The sequence below is a fragment of the Mycetocola zhadangensis genome (assembly GCF_003668565.1).
Lineage (GTDB): Bacteria > Actinomycetota > Actinomycetes > Actinomycetales > Microbacteriaceae > Mycetocola_A > Mycetocola_A zhadangensis.
Genome location: NZ_RCWJ01000001.1, coordinates 157,511 through 179,200, shown reverse-complemented (window position 1 = coordinate 179,200; position 21,690 = coordinate 157,511). Strand labels below are relative to the sequence as shown.

Below are 21,690 nucleotides of genomic sequence, written 5' to 3'. Positions count from 1 at the left end.
TCGAGAGAAATACGGATGCAACGGGTCAGCTTGTGAGCCTCAGCGCGCACTGCACAACGAACGCGTTTCGCGGCACCGTGATATCGAAACCGAGCGTTTCCGAGACCCGCGCGAGCCGATACCGAATCGTGTTGGCGTGCACATCGAGCGCTCGCGCACAGCCCTCGATCGATCGCCCGTTGTCGAGGTAGATGGCCACGGTTTCGAGCCAGTCGGACGCGCCGTCCTCAAGCGGAACCACGATGCGCTGCACCAGAGTCGCGCGTGCGTCGGCGTCACCGTTGAGTGCCCGCTCTGGCAGCAGCTCGTTCGCGCGAACCATCGTCGGCGCCTGCAGCCACGTGTGCACAACACGGGCGCCGAACATCGAGGCGCGGGCGCTTGCGGCGGCGTCACCGAGCTCCGATACGACGTCGCCGAACACGGCAGTTCTCGTCAGGACCTCTGAAACGACGTCGCGAGCGAGAGAGGCCAGGCGATCCGCGGCATCCGTCCCTCCCTCTGGCAGGTCTCCGTTTCTTGGGAGCGCATCGCCCGCCATCGAGAGCACGAGCACGACGGAGCCCTGGCGAACTCCGGCGAGCGCGTCCGCACCGGCGTTCCACACGAGCCGTCGAAGCTTGTCTTCGTCGACCTCGTCGCCAGGGGCACCCACGACGACGATTGTTTGACCGCCGCCACGCCAGCCGACGGCGCGCAGCCGGTCGGCCATCTCAGCAAGTCCCCTGCCAGACAGCACGGCATCGATCGCCAGTTGCTCGAGCCGCGAATCCCAGAGGCCAGACGACGCTCTCGACATCGCGTAGAGCTCGGCAGCTTCAAAGGCCAGCTGGCGGGAGAAATCCAGGCTCGCTTCGCGGTAGGCAGCCGCCTCTGGACCAACGAGACTGTCTTCGACGGCCGCGACGGAGGACCGGATCAGCTGAAGTGTCTGCTCGAGACTGATCGAACGCACAAGCTCGGCCGGCGCTTCGCTGAACACCCGCGGAACCGCCGACGGGTCGGGGTGGGAGCAGTATGAGACGAATGCGTCAATCAGGGACGAGATGATCGACTCGAGGGCGGTTCGCCGAGCGATCGGAACAACCCGGAACCACGGCAGCTCGCTGTCCATCCGACCGAGCACTCGTGTCAGAAGTTCCTTCCCGGTGAGCTGGGTTCCGCTGCTCGCGACGAGCCGTGAATTTGACGGTGCTGACGACATGTTCAAACCTCCGCTCCCGATGGTACGGGCCAACTCCGAGCAAACGGCGCATGAATTTAACGCTCGGTGACGGGCGCGCTACCCGAGTTCCCCCCGTTCGGGCTAGCCTTGCACCATGCCAGAACTGAAGCTCGTCGAACTGTCCGGATCCACGATCGTTGCTGTCAATGCGCTTACTCTGAAGCCGGGACAGGAACAGTTCGTCGCTCCCGTTTCCTACTCGGTCGCCGCAACTGTGCTTGACCCGTCCACCACCTGGCAGCGCGTCGTCGTCGACGGCGACGAGGTCGTCGGTTTCGTGCAGGCCAACTTCGACGAGGACGGCCAGGACGAGTTCCGGTCGATTCTGTGGCGCATCAACGTTGATGCAGAGGACCAGGGACGCGGAGTCGGAACGTTCGCTGTCGAGGCCCTCAGCGAAGAGGCCGCGAAGCGCGGATTCGACCACGTCAACGTGATCTATGAGCCCGGCGAGTCCGGCCCCGAGGCGTTTTTCCTCCGCGTCGGCTTTGAGCCCGTCGGTGAGACGCCGTACGGCGAGACCATCGGCATCCGCAAGCTCTAAAGCCCGCGATGGCTGAGGAAGACTCGCCTGATCGCGGCCCTGACGACGTCGTTGGGATAGTTCTCGACATCGTTGAGTCGATTCCGCCCGGTCGGGTGATGAGCTACGGCCAGGTCGCCGCGACGTTCGGCTCGCGGTCCGCGCGCGGCGTCGGCCGCATCATGGCGTTGCACGGAAGCGAGGTTCCGTGGTGGCGGGTGGTTCGAGCGGGCGGGCTGCCGCCACACGGTCATGACCACGAAGCACGGCAGCACTACGACGCAGAAGGCACTGCCCTCGTGACGCGAGCCGATGGCGGATACCGCGTCGCGGCATCCGCTTTTCTCTGATAACCGCACATACAGGCGATCGCACGATTTCCAGGCCCCTCACGAGCACAACGACCTGAAAATCGTGCGATGTCCTGTTAAACCAGCGAATCTCTCCACGCCGCGTGCAACTGGGCGAAGCGGCCTGTGCCCGAAATGAGATCTGCAGGGGTGCCGTCCTCGACGATGATGCCGTGCTCCATCACGAGGACCCGATCGGCGATCGCGACCGTCGACAGGCGGTGCGCGATGATCACGGCTGTACGGTCGGCCAGCAGGGTCTGCAGTGCCTCCTGCACGAGCCGCTCACTCGGGATGTCGAGGGAGGCGGTCGCCTCGTCGAGGATGAGCACAGCCGGGTCGGCGAGGAACGCGCGCGCGAAGGAGATGAGCTGACGCTGCCCCGCTGATACACGTCCACCGCGCTTGTTCACGTCGGTGTCGTAGCCGTTCGGAAGGGACTCGATGAAGGTGTGGGCACCGACGGCGCGAGCGGCCGCCTGAATCTCATCGAGGCTCGCCTCGGGCTTACCGATCGCGATGTTGTCTGCGACCGAACCCGAGAACAGGTAAGCCTCCTGCGTCACCATGACGATCGCGCGACGCAAATCCTTCGGGTGCAGGTCTCGAAGATCGACGTCGTCGAGCGTCACAGTTCCCGCCGTCGGATCGTAGAACCGGGAGATCAACTTTGCCAGCGTCGACTTGCCAGCACCGGTCGACCCGACGAGGGCGATGGTCTGTCCGGCCGGGATGTCGAGGCTGAAGTCGGGAAGCACGACCGTGTCACCCTTGTAGGCGAAGCGCACGTTGTCGAAACGGACATGGCCGCGCGCTGCCCACAGGTCGATGGGCTGGACGGGGTCGGGAACCGTGGGTTTCTCCTCGAGTACACCCGAGATCTTCTCCAGCGCCGCGGCCGCCGACTGGTAGGAGTTGTAGAACATCGCCATCTCCTCCATCGGGTCGTAGAAACGGCGGGTGTACAGCACGACGGCGAGCAGCGCACCGATCGCCAGTGAACCGTCGACGACACGGAATCCGCCGACAAGCAGCACGATAGCCACTGTGACGTTGCCGATGAAGACGAGCCCCGGGTCAAAGACGCCGAAGAGCTGGATCACCTTCGCGTTGACTCCGCGGTAGTCCTCGACGAGGCCACCGAAGTGTTCCTCGTTCCGCTTCTCTTTGCGGAACGCCTTCACGGCGCGGATGCCGGTCATCGTCTCGACGAAGTGGACGATGACCTTGGCGGATGCCACGCGGGATTGCCTGAACAGTGATTGCGACCGTTTTTGGAACCAGCGGGTGAGGAAGTACAGCGGAAGAAGCGAACCGAGCAAAACGAGCCCGCTGATGCCGTCGAGCAGGAACAGCGCAATGCCGGTGAACAGCATGTAGAGGAAGCCGGAGACGAGCTGGTTGATACCGGAGTCGAGGAGTTCCCGAATGGCATCGAGGTCGCTGGTCTGCCTCGAGATGATGCGACCGGAGGTGTAGTTCTCGTGGAACTCGAGACTGAGTTTCTGGGTCTGCAGGAACACGCGTTTGCGCAGGTCGATCAGGATGGCCTGGCTGATCCGCGCGCTCAGCACGGTGTACCAGGCGATGAGGACTGCGCCGACGATGCCGGTGAACAGGTAGAGACCGACGATCAGGAATGCGGGCATCCAGTCATTGGAGTCGAGCACAGCCGGGAGCCCGCGGTCGATTCCGAACGCAATGAGGGCAGGCCCAGCAACCTGAGCAGCCGTCGAGATCACAACGACGAGCATCGTGAGCACAACCCGCAGCTTGAGCGGCGCAAGCAACGACCCGAGAAGGGTCAGCGACCGTCGACGGATCTGCGCGCTCTCCTGTTTGGTGAAGTCGTCGCGCTCTTCACCCTCGACGCCTGTCACGGTTGCCGAGCTCATTTGCTCACCTCTTCCTGCTCGCGAGTGTCATCGGCGAGGGCTCGATCGATCTGCTCAGCCGCTTCGCGCTTCTCTTCATCCTCGAGACTCGAAATGACGAATTTGTAGTGTTCGCTGCTCGCAAGCAGTTCGCTGTGTCGCCCGACAGCCGTGATCCTGCCATTTTCGAGCAGCGCGACACGGTCGGCGAGCATCACGGTCGACGGGCGGTGAGCCACGATCAGCGCGGTCGTCGAGGCGAGCACGCGCCGAAGCGCCGCCTCAACGAGCGCTTCGGTGTCGACATCGAGCGCAGACAGCGGGTCGTCGAGCACGAGCACCGCAGGTTTCGCAGCGACAGCCCGAGCCAGGGCCAGGCGCTGGCGCTGACCGCCGGACAGGCTCAGCCCTTCCTCGCCAACCGTGGTGCCGACGCCGTCTGGCAGATCACGCACGAAGCCCGCCTGCGCGATGTCCAGGGCTTCGTTCAATGTGGCATCCGCTTCGGGACTTGTCGGATCGAGGTCGTCCCTGCCGAGAAGCACGTTGTCGCGAACCGACGCAGAGAAGAGCGTCGCGTCTTCGAACGCCATGGCGATGTGCCGGCGAAGTTCCTCGCGGCTGAGGTTGCGAACGTCGACACCGTCGAGCGTCACTCGCCCTCCCGTCACGTCGTACAGGCGCGTGGGCAACGCAGTCAGTGTCGACTTGCCCGACCCGGTGAGCCCGACGAGCGCCATGGTCTCCCCCGGTTCAAGGGTGAGGTCGACACCGTCGAGCAGGTCGGGAACCCCCTCGGGTGAATCCGCGTAGCGGAAGCGCACGTCCTCGAACCGCAGCCGCCCTTTCGGAGCCGGAATCGTCGCCGGGTTCTCGGGATCTGTGATGGTGTTGGTCGTGTCGAGCACCTCGAAGAACCGGTCGGTTGCCGTGCGTGTATCGAATGTCATCGACAGCAGGAAGCCGATCGACTCGATCGGAAACCGCAGAACGGTCGCGGTTGCGAAGAACGCGAACAGCTGACCGACGGTGATTTCGCCAGCGGACGCGAGCCACACCCCCGTGAACAGGCAGAGGGCGAACGCCACATCTGGAAGCAGGAGCAACCACAGCCAGATCCCCGCGATGGCCTTCGCCTTCTCGATCTCTGTGCCGCGCAGGCTCTCGGCCTGCGATTCGAAGTTGCGAAGCGCGTATTTGCCACGGCCGAATGCCTTGAGAACACGGATGCCATGAACTGACTCTTCGACGGCCGTCGCGAGATCTCCCGCCTGGTCCTGGCTCCGCCTTGCGATGATCGAGTATTTCTTCTCGAAGACGAAGCCGTACACCCAGATTGGAACGGCCAGCACGAGGAAGATCGTGCCGAGGAGCCAGTGCCAGTAGAACAACACGGCAGCCCCGATGACGATGGTCACCGTGTTGACCACGAGCAGCACGAGTCCGAATGACAGCCAGCGCCTGATCAGGTGGAGGTCGCTCACCGCGCGCGACAGCAACTGGCCGGACTGCCAGCGGTCATGGAACGCCACCGGAAGGTCCTGCAGCCTGCTGTAGAGCGAGTTACGCATCGCTGCCTCAACGTGGGTGCCTGGGGTCAACACAAACCAACGCCGAAGCGCGATGAAGACGGCCTCGAGCACTCCGAGCCCGAGCACCGCTCCGACGGCCCACCAGATCTGCGAGGAGTCCCCTGTCGAGAGCGGTCCGTCAACGAGCGCCTCGAGCACCAGCGGAATGCTGAGCGCGACCAGACCGGCGCCGAGCGCAGCTCCCATCCCGAGGTAGATGCGCGGCAGCGCGGACTTGGCGTAGGGGTATATACGCAGTAGCGAGCGGAATGTACCGAGCGTCGACGTGTGGTTCGACACTGGGGTGTCGTTGGACTGGCGCGCCATAGCGGGGACTTCTCTTTCAAACGGAACTGGCCCGTGAACCGGGCAGACAGGCGACGGACGTCGCTACTGTCACTAAACGATGGTGGGTGGCAGCGGATTCCCCGAACCAGGAAGCCGTGCTGAAACAGCGGCCTGCCGGGCGATCCAGGGCAGGGCGATCAGTGCGTGGAGACCCGGGTTCCGGCCTGCGTGATGCGTGATCCGATCATGTTGCCCCCTCCCGCCAATGCAGCCCTTCAGCCTAGGGCTGAAGGGCTGCGGGATGCAAGGAAATTCTTGAGCGGTGCGCCTCAGGAAACGCGCACGGAGAGGCAGGTCAGGGAGCCCTCGAGCTTCTCAAACTCGCTGATGTCGAGAGACACCACCGTGTACCCCAAATCCGAGATGAGCTCAGCTGTCGCCGGCGCCGCTTTCGAAACCAGGATGGTGTGGTCGTCGAGCGCTACGACGTTGGTGCCCAGCTTCTCGGGCACTGCAACGAAGTGCGGGAAGAACCCTGGGTTGTCAAGGAGGTCGGGGTGGCCGAGGAGGGTTCCGTCAGGAAGGGCTGTCATCGCTGTCTTCAGGTGAAGCGCCTTGCTGACCGGAACCACGGTGACACGGTAGCCCTGAGCGGCCGCGATCACACGAAGCTGGCGAATTCCTTCGGCGTTGGAGCGTCCACCGCGGCCAACGTAAACCTGCTTGCCGATCACGAGCACGTCGCCACCGTCGAGCGTTCCCGGATCCATGATCCGTTCGATCGTCAGCCCGAGCGAGAGTGCCGCTTCTTCGGCTGCTTCGGCTTCGTCGCGACGGCTGTTCACACTTGAGCGGGTGACGACAGCGACGGAGCCGAGGACGACGAGAGCGTCTTCGATGAAGACGGAATCAGCGAGCTTGTCGGCGAACGCCACTTCGCGTGTGGTCCAGCCGTGCTCTTCGAACGCCTTGGTGTACGAGTCCCACTGCTTGTCGGCCAGTTCGGAGTCGACGGCGGTGCGTCCGATGTGCGTGACGACACCGTCCGAGAGGTTGGAGGCCGGCATGCGCACGAGGGCTACCCGGGATCCAGCTCGGGCCGAGGACGCTTTCCAGTTCATTGCCCTGGCGTACACCGCGCGTCCGATGGTGGCCGTGATGATCGTCGCGACGACAACGTAGACACCGTTGATGCTGACGAGTGTGCCGAGAAGGAAGCGAATGACGTCGCCGTCGAGGGCGAATCCGCCGGCGATTGTGGCGATGCCTGTTCCGACGAGCACCGCAATAATACCGGCGGCCAAACCGGAGATCAGCGCGGTCCACCAGAACCGCAGTCCTCCGACAAGAGCCAGAACAAACACAAGAACGAAAGCGAAGAGGCTACCGAGGAAGTAGTACTCACTGACCTGCGCGAGCACCTCGAACCGGTACTGCTGTGCGACGAAAAAGAGGAAGACGCTCGCTGCGTGGGTGACGACAACTGTCGACAGCGCGGCCAGGAACGACGAAACGAGCCTGCGGCCCCACGAAACACTCATGACTTGAGCCTAGTGTCTGAGCGAACCGCGTCCTGTCGCCCTGTCCGCTCTGTGCAACTCCCCCGCTGTGCAACTCCCCCGCCGGTACAGAGAGCACGGAAAGGAAGCCAGCCGATGGCATCCGTTCTCATCAAAGAACGCCCGGAGCCGTTTCCGGGTCCGGGCGTTCTCGATGGCGGACTGTTAGTGGAAGAAGTGACGTTCGCCAGTGAAGTACATGGTGACGCCGGCGGCCTGCGCAGCGGCGATGACTTCTTCGTCGCGGACAGAACCACCCGGTTGGACAATGGCGCGCACTCCGCCGTCGAGCAGGACCTGCAGTCCGTCTGCGAACGGGAAGAACGCGTCGGATGCCGCAACGGAACCGGCCGCACGGTCACCTGCACGGGTCACGGCGAGGTGGCACGAGTCAACGCGGTTGACCTGACCCATTCCGACTCCGACCGACGCGCCGTTCTTGGCAAGAAGGATCGCGTTGGACTTCACCGAACGGCAGGCGGTCCAGGCGAAGGCGAGGTCGGCGAGCGTCTCCGGGTCTGCTGCTTCTCCGGCTGCGAGGCTCCAGGTGCTTGTGACACCGCCGTGGGGCGCGAACCGGTCGGCCTGCTGGACGAGGATGCCGCCGGAGATCTGCTTCGCCTCGAGCGGTTCAGGGGCGAAGTCGGCCGGAAGCTGCAGGATGCGGAGGTTCTTTTTTGTGCGCAGAACATCGATCGCGTCTTCGTCGAAGCCGGGAGCAACGAGCACCTCGGTGAAGATCTCCCTGATGGTCTCGGCCATCTTGAGCGTCACCATCCGGTTCGCGGCGATAACACCGCCGAACGCCGAGACCGGGTCGCAGGCGTGGGCCCTGGCGTGAGCCGATGCGATGGCGTCAGGAGCCTTGGGCGCAGCGACCGCGATGCCGCAGGGGTTTGCGTGCTTGATGATGGCGACCGCCGGAACCGTGAAGTCGTAGGCTGCACGAACGGCGGCGTCGGCGTCGACGAAGTTGTTGTAACTCATCTCCTTGCCGTTGAGCTGGGTTGCCTGGGCAATGCCGTGTCCGCCTGCGCGAAGGTAGAGTGCGGCTTCCTGGTGCGAGTTCTCGCCATAGCGGAGCACGTGGGCCAGCTCGGCCTGGATCGTCAGTGAGGCGCCGAAACCCTCAGCCGTGTCGGTGAACCAGCCTGCGACAGCGGTGTCATACGCGGCCGTGTGGGAGAAGGCTCGGGCGGCCAGTTCGCGGCGCTGGACGAGGGTGGTTCCGCCCTGCGCGACGGCATCGATGATCTCGCCGTAGCTGGCCGGCGATACGACGATTGCGACGTTGGGGTGGTTCTTTGCGGCAGCGCGGACCATGGCCGGGCCACCGATATCAATCTGCTCAACGACGTCGTCGCCGACGGCACCGCTGGCCACCGTCTCGACGAACGGGTAGAGGTTGACCACGACGAGTTCGAACGGTTCGACGCCGAGCTCATCGAGCTGCTGCTCGTGGGACTCGAGGCGCAGGTCCGCAAGCAGTCCGGCGTGCACTGAGGGATGCAGGGTCTTCACACGGCCGTCGAGGGACTCGGGGAATCCGGTGATGTTGGCGACGTCTGTGACGTCGAAGCCGGCGTCGCGGATGGTCTGCGCAGTCGATCCGGTCGAGACCATTTCGACGCCGGCGCCTGCGAGGGCACGGGCGAGGTCGAGCAGACCCGTCTTGTCGCTGACGGAGATGAGTGCGCGCGAGATGCGCACAACGTCACGCTCGCGGTAGAGGCTCTTGTCGTGGCTTGGACCTGCCATGGTGTGCTCCTTCTAAAGCCGAGGAAACTCGGGTCTTGAGGCCGGTCACGCTAGAGGGAAGCGAGGTCGAGCCCGTTGGCGATGTCGAGAACCGTCTGCACGAGCAGTCGGCGTTCGACGGGTTTAATCCGTTCGTGCAGTTCGTGTTCGGTGTCTCCTGGGAGAACCGGAACACGTTCCTGAACGATGATCGGACCCTGGTCGACTCCGTTGTCGACGACGATGATGGATGCCCCGGTCTGGGTCGCGCCAGCTGCCAGAGCGTCGCGGACACCGTGTGCGCCTGGGAACTCGGGCAGGTACGCCGGGTGCGTGTTGATGAGGTGCGGAGCGAGAGCGTCGACGACGGAGCGCGGGAGGAGGCGCATGAGTCCGCTGAGCACAACGAGGCCTGGGGACCAGACCTGAATCTGCTCGAGCAGCGCCTCACCCCATTCTTCGCGTGACGCGAAAGAGCTGTACGGCACGATGAACGACGGGATTCCGAACGCCTCGGCGTGTGCGAGTCCATCGGCCTCGCGGTCGGCTCCGACCGCGACAACACGAGCGGGGAATTCAGCGTCGGCTGACGCCTCAAGCAGCGCACGGAGATTGGACCCCGTGCCCGAGATCAGCACGACGATATTCAGCACGGGGCAATCCTACAGTTGCCCGGCGGTGGGGCTGGAGCCCTCAGCCGACGCGCGACGCGCTTCGGCCCGATGGGACGTCGAGCTGGGCGGTGTCGCTCTTGCCGGACGCCATCCCGATCAGAGCGGCCAGAGTGACTTCGACGAAGGCGAACAGGGCGATCATCAACGGGTTCGGGCCAACGGACACCAGGCGCCCCGGGCCGACCGCCCCTCCGGAGAACCAGGCCAGCAGGCCAAGAACGATCGCGGAGACGACGCCGATGCCCACTGCCGCGAGAGCCAGGCGGCTGGCAAGCGGTCCACCGCGCAGGTCGGAGACGAGACGGGGCCGTACGAGAGCGGCCGCAAGGAAGCCGACGGCGAGAGGAACGAGCAGTCCGAGAAATCCGAGCGGGAGATCGCCGCTGGGAACAGCACCGAGCAGAGGCAGTGCGGGCACCGGGCCGACGAGCGTGTTCACCGGTGAGATCGAACTTCCGGCACCGAGGGCGAACCCCGGTCCGATCAGCCAGGCCGCGACCCAGATCACGAAGTTGCCGAGGAATCCGATTTGGGCAATGGTCGCCATGATCCCGCCGGAGACGCCGAGCTGTGAGCTCTGGTACAGGCTGGTGATGACACCGAAGTTACCGACAATGAGCACTGCGAGCAGGGTGGCGGCGACAGCGATCAGTGCGAGCACAACGGCGAGACCGCCACGCAATGATGCCCCCATGACGGCGAGGGCCGTGTCGTCAAAACGGTCGGTCACGCGTGAAACGAGACCGCGATCGCCGACCTGACCAGCGGCATCCGCTCGCCACAAAACGCGCAGTGCGCCGATCGCGAGACCGAGTGCGTACACGATGCCGGGAATCAGGAAGCTTTGCCACAGCGACGGGCGCACGGCCGAGTCCTGGGCCGTCAGCGCCAGGGCGCCGGTGAGCAGGATGAACGTGACGAGGGCGGCAACGACGCCCGTCGGCCAGAGTCGGGTGCCAGCGGCGCGTGCGCCGGTGCGGGCGCCCATGAACACTGTGAACCCGGCGACAGCCAGTGGCGCGATGCTGACGACGAAGGGTGTTGCTGCCTCTGGAATACCGATCGCCGCGACGATCGCACCAGGGAGGGCAACGGTGAGGTTCACCCCGTTGCCGAGAAGCCAGATGTCAACGGCGGCGCGCCAGAACACCAGCCAGTCGACGGAGAACCCGTAGTCGGTGGCCCAGAGCACACTCAACGGAACGAGGGTCACTGCGATTCCGATGGCGACGGTGATGAGCGCCTCGAGAGCGGCGAGCAGGGCAAGAGTTGTGCGGTTCATTCGACTCGAAGTTTAGCCCTCGGGTGCGGGCGGTCAGGCGTGCCACGCCACGCACGACGAAGGGCGGCAGTTTCCTGCCGCCCTTCGCTGTGGAACCGGTTCGGACTACAGTCCAGCGATGATCTCGCGCATGAGGCGTGCGGCCTCTGACGGGGTCTTACCGACCTTGACGCCTGCGGCCTCGAGGGCCTCCTGCTTGGCAGCAGCGGTTCCGGCCGAGCCGGAGACGATGGCACCTGCGTGACCCATGGTCTTGCCCTCCGGCGCCGTGAAGCCGGCGACGTAACCGACGACGGGCTTGGTGACGTGAGCCTTGATGTAATCAGCGGCGCGCTCTTCAGCGTCTCCACCGATCTCACCGATCATGACGATGGCCTTGGTCTCGGGGTCCGCCTCGAACGCCGCGAGTGCGTCGATGTGCGTGGTGCCGATGATGGGGTCTCCACCGATACCGATGGCGGTCGAGAAGCCGATTTCGCGCAGCTCGTACATCATCTGGTAGGTCAGGGTTCCTGACTTGGAGACGAGTCCGATCGGTCCCTTGCCCGCAATGTTGGCCGGGGTGATTCCGACGAGGGCCTCACCGGGGGTGATGATGCCTGGGCAGTTCGGACCGATGATGCGGGTCTTGTTGCCCTTCTGCTGCGCGTAGGCCCAGAACTCGGCCGAGTCGCCGACGGGAACACCCTCGGTGATGATGACGAGCAGTGGGATCTCAGCGTCGATGGCCTCGATGACGGCGTTCTTGGTGAATGCCGGGGGCACGAAGGCGATCGACACGTCAGCGCCGGTCTTCTCCATCGCTTCTGCGACTGTTCCGAAGACGGGCAGTTCGACGTCGCCGTGCAGCACAGTGGTGCCGGCTTTGCGTGCGTTCACGCCACCAACGACGTTGGTGCCAGCCTTGAGCATCAGTGCGGTGTGCTTGGTGCCCTCACCGCCGGTGATGCCCTGAACGATGACCTTGGAATCCTTGTTGAGGAAAATTGACATTGTTTCGTTCGTCCTTTTACTTCGAAGCCAGCTCGGCGGCCTTGTCGGCGCCTTCGTCCATGGTTGCGGCGAGGGTGACCAGCGGGTGGTTGGCCTCGTTGAGGATGCGGCGGCCTTCTTCGACGTTGTTGCCGTCGAGGCGAACGACGAGCGGCTTGTTCGCTGCGGAGCCGAGTTCGGCGAGCGCGCCAACGATGCCCTTGGCGACTGCGTCGCACGCGGTGATTCCACCGAAGACGTTGACGAAGACGCTCTTGACCTGCGGGTCACCGAGGATGACGTCGAGGCCGGCGGCCATGACCTCAGCGGATGCTCCGCCTCCGATGTCGAGGAAGTTGGCTGGCTTCACTCCGCCGTGGTTCTCACCGGCGTATGCGACAACGTCGAGGGTCGACATGACGAGTCCTGCACCGTTTCCGATGACACCCACCTCACCGTCGAGCTTGACGTAGTTGAGGTCGCTCTGCTTGGCCTTCGCTTCGAGCGGGTCAGCAGCGTCCTTGTCCTCGAGCTTCTCGTGTGCAGCGTGGCGGAAGCCGGCGTTCTCATCGAGCGAGACCTTGCCGTCGAGGGCCACGATGTCGCCTTCCTCGGTGAGGACGAGCGGGTTGACCTCGACGAGCGTCGCGTCCTCGCCCTTGTAGACGTTGTAGAGCTTCACGAAGACGTCGGACACCTTGTCAACGAGCTCAGCGGGGAAGTTTGCAGCTACGGCGATTTCGCGAGCCTTGGCAGCGTCGATTCCTTCGATCGGGTCGACCTCGATGCGAGCGAGCGCTTCAGGCTTCTCGACGGCGAGAACCTCGATCTCCATTCCGCCTTCGACGCTTGTGAGCGACAGGTAGGAACGGTTGGCGCGGTCGAGCAGCACGGAGAAGTAGAACTCCTCGGCGATGCGAGCGCCTGCCGCGACCATGACGCGCTTGACGACGTGGCCTTTGATGTCGAGGCCGAGGATGGCCTGAGCTGCTTCGAAAGCTTCGTCAGGCGTCTTGGCGACCTTGACGCCGCCAGCCTTTCCGCGGCCACCGACCTTGACCTGAGCCTTGACGACGACGACACCACCAAGCTTTTCGGCTGCGGCGCGCACCTCCTCTGGCGTTTCAGCGACGATACCCGGCAGGACCGGGACCTCGTATTTTTCGAACAGGTCGCGTGCCTGGTATTCGTAAAGATCCACGTGGATTTCCGTTTCTGCTTAGTGCATTACTGATGTGCGCAGTTGCTGGCGGCCCCAGCGTCAGGTATCTCGACGCCGAGAGAAAAGCCTTTACCACTCTACTTCGTCTCTTCCGAGCGTACCCGCACTCGCTCCCCTGCTCTGCGCTGGAGGAGTGTGGGCTACTGTGGGCCCGTGACCACACTCTCTGACGTCGGCCGGGACGCTCTTCTGGTCGCCGGAGGCGGGCGCGCGATTCTTCTCCAGATCGCGAACCCGGGTGTTGGTCGCGGTGTGGCGGCGCACAGCGACTTCGCGTCACGGCCGCTTGATCGGTTGCACTCGACGCTGACGTACGTCTACGCCCAGGCTTTCGGTACGGACGCTGACAAACGCGCGGTGACCCGCCGTGTCAATCGGGCGCACGCACCGGTCTCGGCCGAAGCCACACTTGACGCACCTGGGTATTCTGCGTTCGATCCGGCTCTCCAACTATGGGTCGCTGCGACCCTCTACGACACGGCGGTCCGCGTGCGGGAGCTCGTTTACGGCCCGCTGGGTCCGGAAGCGGCCAGGCAGGTGTACGACGACTATGCCGTGCTGGGCACCGCCCTCCAGATGCCTGAGGACTTGTGGCCGTCGGGCCCGGAAGAATTCGCTGTCTACTTCGAAGCTGAGACCGCGCGGCTCGAGGTCACCCCGGAAGCCCGCGCCGTCAGTAGACAGCTTCTGTCGGGGCAGTCCTTGCCAGCATGGCTTCGCGCTGGGATGCCGCTGGTTCGACTCGTGACGGCGGGTCTGCTCCCATCGCAGTTGCGAGCGGCGTACGGGTTGCGCTGGACGCCGAGGCAACAGCGGCGGTTCGGCAGGGTTCTCGGCGTGACCCGAGCGGTGTGGCCGAAGCTGCCCCGTGGCATCCGCTTTGCCGCGTGTTCTTTCTATCTGCACAAATTGCGGGCAGCACCCGACGAACGCTGACGCCCGACGCTGCCAAAAGCCGGGACGGCAGGAGGCCGGTCATGCGAGTGACCGGCCCAGCTGTGGATCAAGGCGCACCGAAGCCCTCGGTCACCCCGCCCCCTGGAGCCTCGACTCCCGGTTCATCGACGATGGTGCGTCTCCGCTGACCGCTGGCGTGCTTTCGACACCGATGGCCGCGATGCCGAGGAGCGCAACACCAGAATTCACGACGGTTTCGAGGTACGCCGGATGTGCCCAGGTGGACACAGTTGCGAGAACAAGCGTGAGCGGCAGGACAGCGACGGGTGACAGGAGGAACACCACGGGCACCCGGAACTCTCTTCGCCGGAGCAGCGCGACGCCCAGAAGCACCGGGACCAGGAGCGTCGCGATGAATGCGGCGGTCGTGGCGATCTCGAAAATCCCAGTCGGTGCGTATCGCACGTCGAGAAACCCGAGCCCGGTGTAGAGGATGCCGAACACCGCGAAACCGCTGACGATCACCCATCGAACGATGCGCGGAAACCGGCGGCCCCCGTCAATCGTGCGACCGCCCCGGATCAGGACCGCGGCGAACAGCGCGTAGGCGATTCCGTGAGCGAGGGCGAGGCCGCGAAGCATGAACTCCGGACCGTCCTCAAGACTCCAGGCCGATGGAGTGTCCGGCATATTGGCGCGCCACAGCGCGTCAGTAAGAGCAATCGTGGCAAGGGATGCCGCACCGCACAGGGCAGCTAGTGGAAGGATTTTCATGACGGGACCTTTCGATGACGGCGCGGGGTGCGCCGGATAATGTGATCGTCATCCGCCTTGGAAGACGCCGCATCCGCCTGCGGTCGATTGTCGTTCCCCGCTCGGCTCTGCTTGCAGCCATCAAGGCGACAGCGCCTCCGACCTTTGGGGGAAGCGCGCTCCTCTCCCGCGGTCTACCCTCGGCATTATGAGGCTTCGACAGCCGACATTGAGTGAGTGGACCATCGCCGTCGCGTGCGGCGGTTGGACTGTCGTGTTCCTGCTCCCCGAGAGCGAATGGGCCGCACCGATCGCCCTGGTGTGGGCCATTGTTATCCTTCTTCTTCCACAGCGGCCGATCATTGGGGCGATCACCCTCGCGCTGCTGCAAACCGGCCTCGTCCTCACCGGGCCGACCGCGGACAACCCGGCAGCACTGGCATCGCTGCTCATAGCCGTTTATTACCTCGGCCGGCATGCCCCGCTCCGGTGGGGAGCGCCCGTCGGCGCGCTCTTCCTCGTCGAGGTGATCGCTGACCGAGGTGACGCAACCACCCTGGTGTTCGCGGCAGCTCTTCTCGCAGGAATGTTTGCTTTTGGGCGTCTCGTTCAGTTGCGCGCGGAAGCGGCTGCCCGGGCGAAACGAGTAGAAGCGGCTCTGTCCGGCGTTGACGCTGAACAGTTGGCGGAGTCGATAGTGGCTCGTGAACGGATACGGCTGGGAACACAGGCGCTCGAGATCATCCGGAGTTCGGTGGATGTGATGAGAGCTGAGGCCACTCAAGCAATGGACGACCTGGACCCTGCTCGAATTCAGTCCATCGTCGACCGAGGTTCCATAGCGGTGGAACAGTTGCGACGGCTGCTGGGCATTCTGCGCTCACCAGCGTCGGCCCCATCGCCGCGAATCGGACCGAGCCTAACGCGCCCGTGGGCTGACTTCGGAATTGCGGCGGCGCTCGTACTGCTCGCCGTGGCTGAGCTGATTTCATCGGGGCATTCGATGAGCCCACTGGGGTGGGCACTCGCGATTTCGTTCCCGCTCACGGTCGTGCTGCGACGACCCCGTCCAACGATTGCTGCGGCGAGCGCGGCAGGAATCGTCATCCTGATGGTGCTGGTGCCCGCACCCCTTCTCACCGGCTGGGGTGCCGCGGGACTCGTCACACTCATCCTTCTGTCATGGTCGTCGGCCGCAGCGGGACAGTGGCACGCGTGGGCCGCATACGCAGCGCTGCTTGGGTCGACCATCATATGGTTCGCTACCTTCGGTCCCGAGAACATCCCGATGAGCCTCGCGATCCTCGGGTTGTCCGCTTTCGCCGCTTCCGAATGGAGCCTTCGCAACCGCGAACGTTTGAGTGCATCGACTCATGCCGACCGCCTACAGTCAGAGCTGGACCAGCATATTCACGAGGCTGTCCGGCTCGAGCGGCTCAGGATCGCGCGTGACCTTCACGACGTGACCAGCCATGCCGTCGGCGTGATGGTGTTGCAGGCGTCGGCGGCGCAAGCGAATCTCCGGCGGGATCCAGCCGCCGCCCGTCACGCCCTGCTCACGGTTCAGACGGCAGGGGAACAAGCCCTGACTGAGCTCGGCATGCTGGTGTCCTTACTTGAGGCAGCGGAGAACAACGCGGGACCGGGATCAACACTTCTCGAACTGCTCGACGCTCTCGCCTCCCGGGTTCGGGCGCTCGGCCTGGACGTGGAGATCGACGCCGACGATGCCCCCAACGCGCTGATCGACCTCGCCTACCATGTCGTCCGTGAGGGGCTCACCAATGTGATTCGCCACTCGAAGGCGACACGGGTGACCGTGGAGGTGCGCGCTACCGAGCAAACGCTCACGATCAGGGTGACCGACAACGGCGAAGGCGCGCGCACAGAAGCGGCAGGGTTCGGGCTCTCCGGTATGAGCGAACGTGTGCAGGATGCCGGTGGACAGTTTGCGGCGACGACCGGCCCGGGTGGCTTCCAGGTTGTCGCAGACATCCCCATCGAATCGAAGGCACCGCGATCATGACGACAGCGCCGGAGGGCCGGATACGAGTACTGATCGCTGACGACCAGTATCTGATCCGCAGCGGCCTCCGTTCCATTCTCAGCGCTGAGGACGACCTCGTCGTGGTGGGCGAAGCGGGCGACGGCGTGTCTGCCGCCAGAGCAGCAGAGGCTTTGAAAGCCGACGTTGTCCTGATGGACATCCAGATGCCAGGAAGTGACGGAATCGAAGGTGTTCGGCTTCTGGCCGAAATGAGGCCGGAGGCCCGCGCCCTAGTGCTGACCATGTACGACCTCGACGAATACGTGGTCACGGCCCTGCGCGCTGGTGCCAGCGGATTCCTGCTGAAGACAACTCCCCCATCGCAACTCGCTGCCGCTATCCGGATGTGTCACGGTGGCGGGCAGTTGTTCGCGCCGTCGGTGACACATCGACTCATCGATGCTTACGTCCGACACCCACCCCCAGTCTCAGGAACCCCTCGAGAAGTGGTGTCTCTGACCACCCGCGAACTCGAGGTGTATCGCGCGCTCGCGACTGGCCTATCGAACGCGGAAATCGCGCGACAACTCTTCCTCGGCGAAGCAACAGTGAAGTCCCACGTGACTCGCATCCTCGCCAAGCTCGGATTGAGGGACCGCGTGCAGGCGGTCATCTTCGCGTTCGAATGCGGCCTTGTCTACGGAACCGAACGTGACAACGCGTGAAACAGGTCAGCGAAGCAGGGCGTGCGGCGGCGTCTCGACGTCACCGACGAGAGCCTCGGCCGGGTCATTGCCGACCGCGACGATGCGGTTGTTCGCATCGACGTGCACGACGTTCGGCTCGAACACCCGCGCTTCCTCGGTGGTCATCTGCCCGTACGCGATGAGGATGACCGTGTCTCCCGGGAAAACAAGACGCGCAGCGGCACCGTTGATTCCAACGACGCCGCTCCCCCGCTCGCCGGCGATCGTGTAGGTCTCAAGCCGAGCTCCATTGGTGACGTCGACGATAGACACCAGCTCACCCGGCAGGATGTCTGCAGCGTCGAGCAGGTCGAGGTCGACCGTGACCGATCCGACGTAGTGCAGGTCGGCCTGGGTCACCGTCGCACGGTGAATCTTCGCGGTGAACATGGTGCGCAGCATGAAATTACAACTTCTCAATCGGTGCGATTTTGATCAGCAGCTTTTTGAAGCCCGCCGATTCGAACTGGACGTGCGCGATGCGTTTGGCGCCTTCACCTGTCACCGTCTGTACGCGACCATCACCAAAATCACTGTGACGGATGCGATCACCAGCGGCCAGTTCCAGCGATCCATTGTCGCGAACCTGGTTGGTGATGCGGTTCGGCCAGTCCCGCTTCTCCGTCAGCGGCTTCGTCGCGAGATCGGTGCCATTCCATTTGGTGCGGTTGGCGTTGAGCGCACGCGGCTGGGTGCCGCCACGCGAATTCGCCATTCCAGGAGACTGGCGCCACTCGATGAGCTCGCCGGGAATCTCTTGCAGGTAGCGGCTCGGCATCGCAACAGCCGTCTCACCGTACTGGGCGCGGGTCATGGCGAGTGAGAGGAACAACCGCTTCTTCGCCCGGGTGATCCCCACGTAAAACAGTCGACGTTCTTCTGCGGGACCACCGGGTTCGGACGCGCTCATCCGGTGCGGAAGCAGGTCTTCTTCTATGCCCGTCAGGAAGACGGCGTCGTACTCGAGTCCCTTCGCGGTGTGCAGCGTCATCAGCGACACGGTTCCGCTCGAGTCATCGAGGTCGTCCGCCGCTGCGACAAGCGACACCTCAGTGAGGAAGTCGACCAGCTCGCCATCGGGGTTGTTCCGCTCAAACTCCTTGGTGACGGCGATGAGTTCTTCGATGTTCTCAGCGCGTGCTTCGTCTTGCGGATCGTGGCTGCGGCGCAGCGATTCGATGAGCCCGCTCTTGGTGACGAGCGTGCTCATCACTTCGGACACCTTGCCCTCCGCGACCAGGCCAGCACCCTCATCGAGCAGTGCCGACAGCGACAGAATCGCGTTCGTGACCTTCGGGCCGAGGCCGAGCGCCGCGGCTTCGCGCATGGCGTCGCGAAAGCTCAATCCGTTGTCTTCGGCGAATCGGAAGAGCTGCGTCTCCGTCGCTGGACCAATTCCTCGCTTGGGAGTGTTGAGGATGCGTCGAAGCGCGAGGGTGTCTTGCGGGTTCGCCACGGAAACGAGGTAGCCCATGGCATCCTTGATTTCCGCTCGCTCGTAGAATTTGGTGCCGCCCATGATTCGGTACGGCAGCGCTGAGCGGATGAAGATTTCCTCAAGTGCGCGGGTCTGTGCGTTGGTGCGATAGAACACGGCGATCGAGCTGTATGGCGTGCCTTCGCGGTGCAGCTTCTCGATCTCGTCAGCGACGAACTGCGCCTCATCGTGACCGGAATACCCGGTGTAACCAACAATCTTCTCGCCGTCGCCAACGGCGGTCCACAGCTTCTTGTCTTTGCGATCGAAGTTGTTTGCGATGACCGAGTTCGCTGCGGTGAGGATGTTCTGCGTCGAGCGGTAGTTCTGCTCGAGCAGAATGACCTTCGCGCCAGGAAAGTCGCGCTCAAATTCAACTATGTTGCGGATGTCTGCGCCTCGGAACGCATAAATCGACTGGTCGGAGTCACCAACGACGGTGAGCGAAGCGCCGGGCGACGTCGTGATGAGTGCGTTGTCATCGAGTGCTGGCGGACGGGTCAGTTCGCGGATCAGCGAGTACTGCGCGTGGTTGGTGTCCTGGTACTCGTCGACGAGGACGTGCTTAAACCGGTTCTGGTACGTCGCGGCGACGTGCGGGAACGCCCGGAACAGATACACGGTCTGGCCAATAAGGTCGTCGAAGTCGAAAGCGTTCGCCGCGGTGAGAGCCCGCGTGTACGAACGGAAGATCTGCACAAACGCCGCCTCGTTTGGGTCGTCCATATTCGCGTTGCGCGAGTAGCTGTCGACGTCTGCGAGCTCATTCTTGAGCTTCGAGATCTTTGCAGAAACGTTGCCCGGGGTGAAGCCGAGCACGTCGGCGCCCTGCTCCTTGATGATGCGCTTGATGAGCACCCGGGAGTCTGAGGAGTCGTAGATCGTGAAGTTCTTGGTGAACCCGAAGTTTTCGGCTTCTCGGCGGAGGATGCGAACGCACGCGGAGTGGAACGTTGAGATCCACATTCCTTCTGACGCCGCGCCGACAAGGGCACCGACCCGCTCGCGCATCTCGGCGGCAGCCTTGTTCGTGAAGGTGATGGCCAGGATCTGGCTCGGCCACGCCTCTCGGTTCTCGAGCAGGCTCGCGATGCGGCGGGTGAGCACACTCGTCTTGCCCGAACCGGCACCGGCGACGATGAGAAGCGCCTGCCCACGGTAGAGGACGGCCTCCCGCTGCTGCGGGTTGAGCCCGGAAAGCAGTCGACTCTCACTCCGCGACTCGGTGGGGTCGCTCGTCGGAATGGTGGCGGTGTGCCAGCCGTCGACGATCACGGGGGTCGCGGACTGCGGATTCGGTTCTAGGGTGCTCGCCATATCACCCTCAAGCTTAGGCGGGGCGTCTGACAGTGGGCTCCAGTTGGCGGCTAACCCTCAAGCTCGCGTCGAGCCTGCCTTGCGGTGAACCCGAGATCGGGGTGGTCACAGAAGATCCCATCGATTCCCGTCGCCAGAATGGCATCGAACTCCCGTTCCCAATGGCCGAAAGCTGACGGCTCGTCCTCGGTGCGGAAACTCTTGTTCAGAAACTTGTTTTCGGGCCGGAGCGTCCAGGTGAAGACATCGAGGCCGCGCCGATGTGCACGCGAGACAAGGTCATTGGTCTGCCCGTCCTGCGCTCCGGCGAACAGCATTGCCTTGTCGACACTGATGCCGTCGACAGTAAATCCGTTTGCGCCTGCCGACAGGGCGTCCAGACCAGCGTTCGTGATGACATCCGCATATTTGGTTGCATTGCTGCCGAGACGGGCCACCTCGTCGAACGGTCGGCCCTTCTTCTCCAACAGGTAGATGTAGCGAGCGGCGAGGCCGCGCGCGTGCATCCTGGCGAGCACCGACTTCTCAAATGCTTCGATAACGAGGCCGGCTCCGTTCGACCAGGACGTGCCCGAGAGAGCGGATGCCACGAGGTCGTCAAGAGGAAGCCCGACGTTGTCGAAGTAGGTCGCGTGTTTGATCTCGACCACGAGCCCGAGCTGTCGACCCTGGGCTTCAGACGCCTCGTCGATGATCTCGAGCAGGTCGGTGAGGCGCAGGATTCCGGCGGAGCCGTCAAAGCTGGCGCTCGACGGCCGAAGCTGAGGTATGCGTTCACGGCTGCGCAGGGTGGCGAGCTCCGCCCAGGTGAAGTCTTCGGTGAACCATCCGGTCAGCTCGGTGCCGTCGATGTTCTTCGTGGTGCGGCGGTCGGCGAACTCTGATCGGGACGCAATATCGGTGGTTCCGGAGATCTCGTTTTCGTGCCGAAGCACCAGAACGCCGTCTTTCGTCGCAACGACATCGGGCTCGACAGCGTCGGCGCCGAGCGCGAACGCAAGCTCGTACGAGGACCGGGTGTGTTCCGGGCGATAGCCTGGGGCACCGCGGTGACCGATGAGAAGCGGGCCTGCCGGTCGGGACACTGTCATGGTTCGAGCCTATTCGAGAGCCGCGTATCACAGTGCAGACCTCCATGCAGGCCCGGAATCCTCGGATTTTCCCAGTAAAGACCGCTAGATTGGGACGCAAGTTCCGCGCAGCGGTACCGACACATTCCAGCCGTTACGACTGAGA

General features: G+C 63.9%; 18 protein-coding genes. 5 read left to right on the top strand and 13 right to left on the bottom strand.

What is annotated here, in order from left to right; genetic code table 11:
* Positions 1 to 25: 25 nt before the first annotated feature.
* Positions 26 to 1,204, bottom strand: coding sequence for a PucR family transcriptional regulator (locus D9V28_RS00860; RefSeq protein ID WP_121657841.1), 1,179 nt, complete (start codon positions 1,202 to 1,204; stop codon positions 26 to 28).
* Between the two features lie 115 nt (positions 1,205 to 1,319).
* On the opposite strand from D9V28_RS00860, the gene D9V28_RS00855 reads away from it, so the two are divergent.
* Positions 1,320 to 1,769, top strand: a complete 450-nt coding sequence (locus tag D9V28_RS00855; RefSeq protein WP_121657840.1) for a GNAT family N-acetyltransferase — start codon at positions 1,320 to 1,322, stop codon at positions 1,767 to 1,769.
* Between the two features lie 8 nt (positions 1,770 to 1,777).
* Positions 1,778 to 2,098 (top strand): MGMT family protein, encoded by a 321-nt coding sequence (locus tag D9V28_RS00850; RefSeq protein ID WP_121657839.1) that lies wholly within the window; start codon positions 1,778 to 1,780, stop codon positions 2,096 to 2,098.
* Positions 2,099 to 2,175: 77 nt separating this feature from the next.
* Here the strand turns inward: D9V28_RS00850 and D9V28_RS00845 are convergent, their stop codons facing one another.
* From D9V28_RS00845 to sucC, 8 genes are all read right to left on the bottom strand, one after another.
* On the bottom strand, positions 2,176 to 3,993 hold the full coding sequence (locus D9V28_RS00845; RefSeq protein WP_121657838.1) for an ABC transporter ATP-binding protein: 1,818 nt from the start codon (positions 3,991 to 3,993) through the stop codon (positions 2,176 to 2,178).
* Positions 3,990 to 5,870 (bottom strand): ABC transporter ATP-binding protein, encoded by a 1,881-nt coding sequence (locus D9V28_RS00840; protein ID WP_121657837.1) that lies wholly within the window; start codon positions 5,868 to 5,870, stop codon positions 3,990 to 3,992. Before D9V28_RS00840 ends, D9V28_RS00845 begins: the two co-directional genes overlap by 4 nt.
* Before the next feature lie 290 nt (positions 5,871 to 6,160).
* Entirely contained in the window at positions 6,161 to 7,372 is a 1,212-nt protein-coding gene (gene ddaH, locus D9V28_RS00835; RefSeq protein WP_121657836.1) for a dimethylargininase, read from the bottom strand.
* Between the two features lie 183 nt (positions 7,373 to 7,555).
* A complete protein-coding gene (gene purH, locus D9V28_RS00830; RefSeq protein ID WP_121657835.1) occupies positions 7,556 to 9,148 on the bottom strand; it encodes a bifunctional phosphoribosylaminoimidazolecarboxamide formyltransferase/IMP cyclohydrolase in 1,593 nt (530 codons plus the stop codon).
* Positions 9,149 to 9,198: 50 nt separating this feature from the next.
* Positions 9,199 to 9,780: a phosphoribosylglycinamide formyltransferase gene (purN, locus tag D9V28_RS00825; RefSeq protein WP_121657834.1), complete on the bottom strand. Its 582-nt coding sequence runs from the start codon at positions 9,778 to 9,780 to the stop codon at positions 9,199 to 9,201.
* Between the two features lie 40 nt (positions 9,781 to 9,820).
* On the bottom strand, positions 9,821 to 11,083 hold the full coding sequence (locus D9V28_RS00820) for a cell division protein PerM (RefSeq protein ID WP_121657833.1): 1,263 nt from the start codon (positions 11,081 to 11,083) through the stop codon (positions 9,821 to 9,823).
* A gap of 105 nt (positions 11,084 to 11,188) precedes the next feature.
* Complete coding sequence (gene sucD / locus D9V28_RS00815) at positions 11,189 to 12,076, bottom strand: succinate--CoA ligase subunit alpha (RefSeq protein ID WP_121657832.1); 888 nt, start codon at positions 12,074 to 12,076, stop codon at positions 11,189 to 11,191.
* A gap of 16 nt (positions 12,077 to 12,092) precedes the next feature.
* Entirely contained in the window at positions 12,093 to 13,256 is a 1,164-nt protein-coding gene (gene sucC / locus D9V28_RS00810) for an ADP-forming succinate--CoA ligase subunit beta (protein ID WP_121657831.1), read from the bottom strand.
* Between the two features lie 174 nt (positions 13,257 to 13,430).
* Between sucC and D9V28_RS00805 the strand changes: the two genes are divergently transcribed.
* Complete coding sequence (locus D9V28_RS00805) at positions 13,431 to 14,213, top strand: oxygenase MpaB family protein (protein ID WP_183086383.1); 783 nt, start codon at positions 13,431 to 13,433, stop codon at positions 14,211 to 14,213.
* Between the two features lie 90 nt (positions 14,214 to 14,303).
* Here the strand turns inward: D9V28_RS00805 and D9V28_RS00800 are convergent, their stop codons facing one another.
* Positions 14,304 to 14,948 carry a hypothetical protein gene (locus D9V28_RS00800; RefSeq protein WP_121657830.1) on the bottom strand — a complete coding sequence of 215 codons (645 nt, stop codon included), beginning with the start codon at positions 14,946 to 14,948 and terminating at the stop codon, positions 14,304 to 14,306.
* 187 nt (positions 14,949 to 15,135) lie between these two features.
* Here D9V28_RS00800 and D9V28_RS00795 point away from each other — a divergent pair, with 187 nt between their 5' ends.
* Positions 15,136 to 16,953: a sensor histidine kinase gene (locus D9V28_RS00795; RefSeq protein ID WP_121657829.1), complete on the top strand. Its 1,818-nt coding sequence runs from the start codon at positions 15,136 to 15,138 to the stop codon at positions 16,951 to 16,953.
* Positions 16,950 to 17,639 (top strand): response regulator, encoded by a 690-nt coding sequence (locus D9V28_RS00790; RefSeq protein ID WP_121657828.1) that lies wholly within the window; start codon positions 16,950 to 16,952, stop codon positions 17,637 to 17,639. Before D9V28_RS00795 ends, D9V28_RS00790 begins: the two co-directional genes overlap by 4 nt.
* A gap of 6 nt (positions 17,640 to 17,645) precedes the next feature.
* On the opposite strand, the gene panD is transcribed toward D9V28_RS00790, so the two are convergent.
* Genes panD through D9V28_RS00775 form a run of 3 tightly spaced genes read right to left on the bottom strand, consistent with a single transcriptional unit; the run spans position 17,646 to position 21,545 of the window.
* Complete coding sequence (gene panD / locus D9V28_RS00785) at positions 17,646 to 18,062, bottom strand: aspartate 1-decarboxylase (protein ID WP_121657827.1); 417 nt, start codon at positions 18,060 to 18,062, stop codon at positions 17,646 to 17,648.
* 4 nt (positions 18,063 to 18,066) lie between these two features.
* Positions 18,067 to 20,454, bottom strand: a complete 2,388-nt coding sequence (locus D9V28_RS00780) for an ATP-dependent helicase (protein ID WP_121657826.1) — start codon at positions 20,452 to 20,454, stop codon at positions 18,067 to 18,069.
* Positions 20,455 to 20,504: 50 nt separating this feature from the next.
* On the bottom strand, positions 20,505 to 21,545 hold the full coding sequence (locus D9V28_RS00775; protein ID WP_121657825.1) for a glycerophosphodiester phosphodiesterase family protein: 1,041 nt from the start codon (positions 21,543 to 21,545) through the stop codon (positions 20,505 to 20,507).
* Between the last annotated feature and the right edge of the window lie 145 nt (positions 21,546 to 21,690).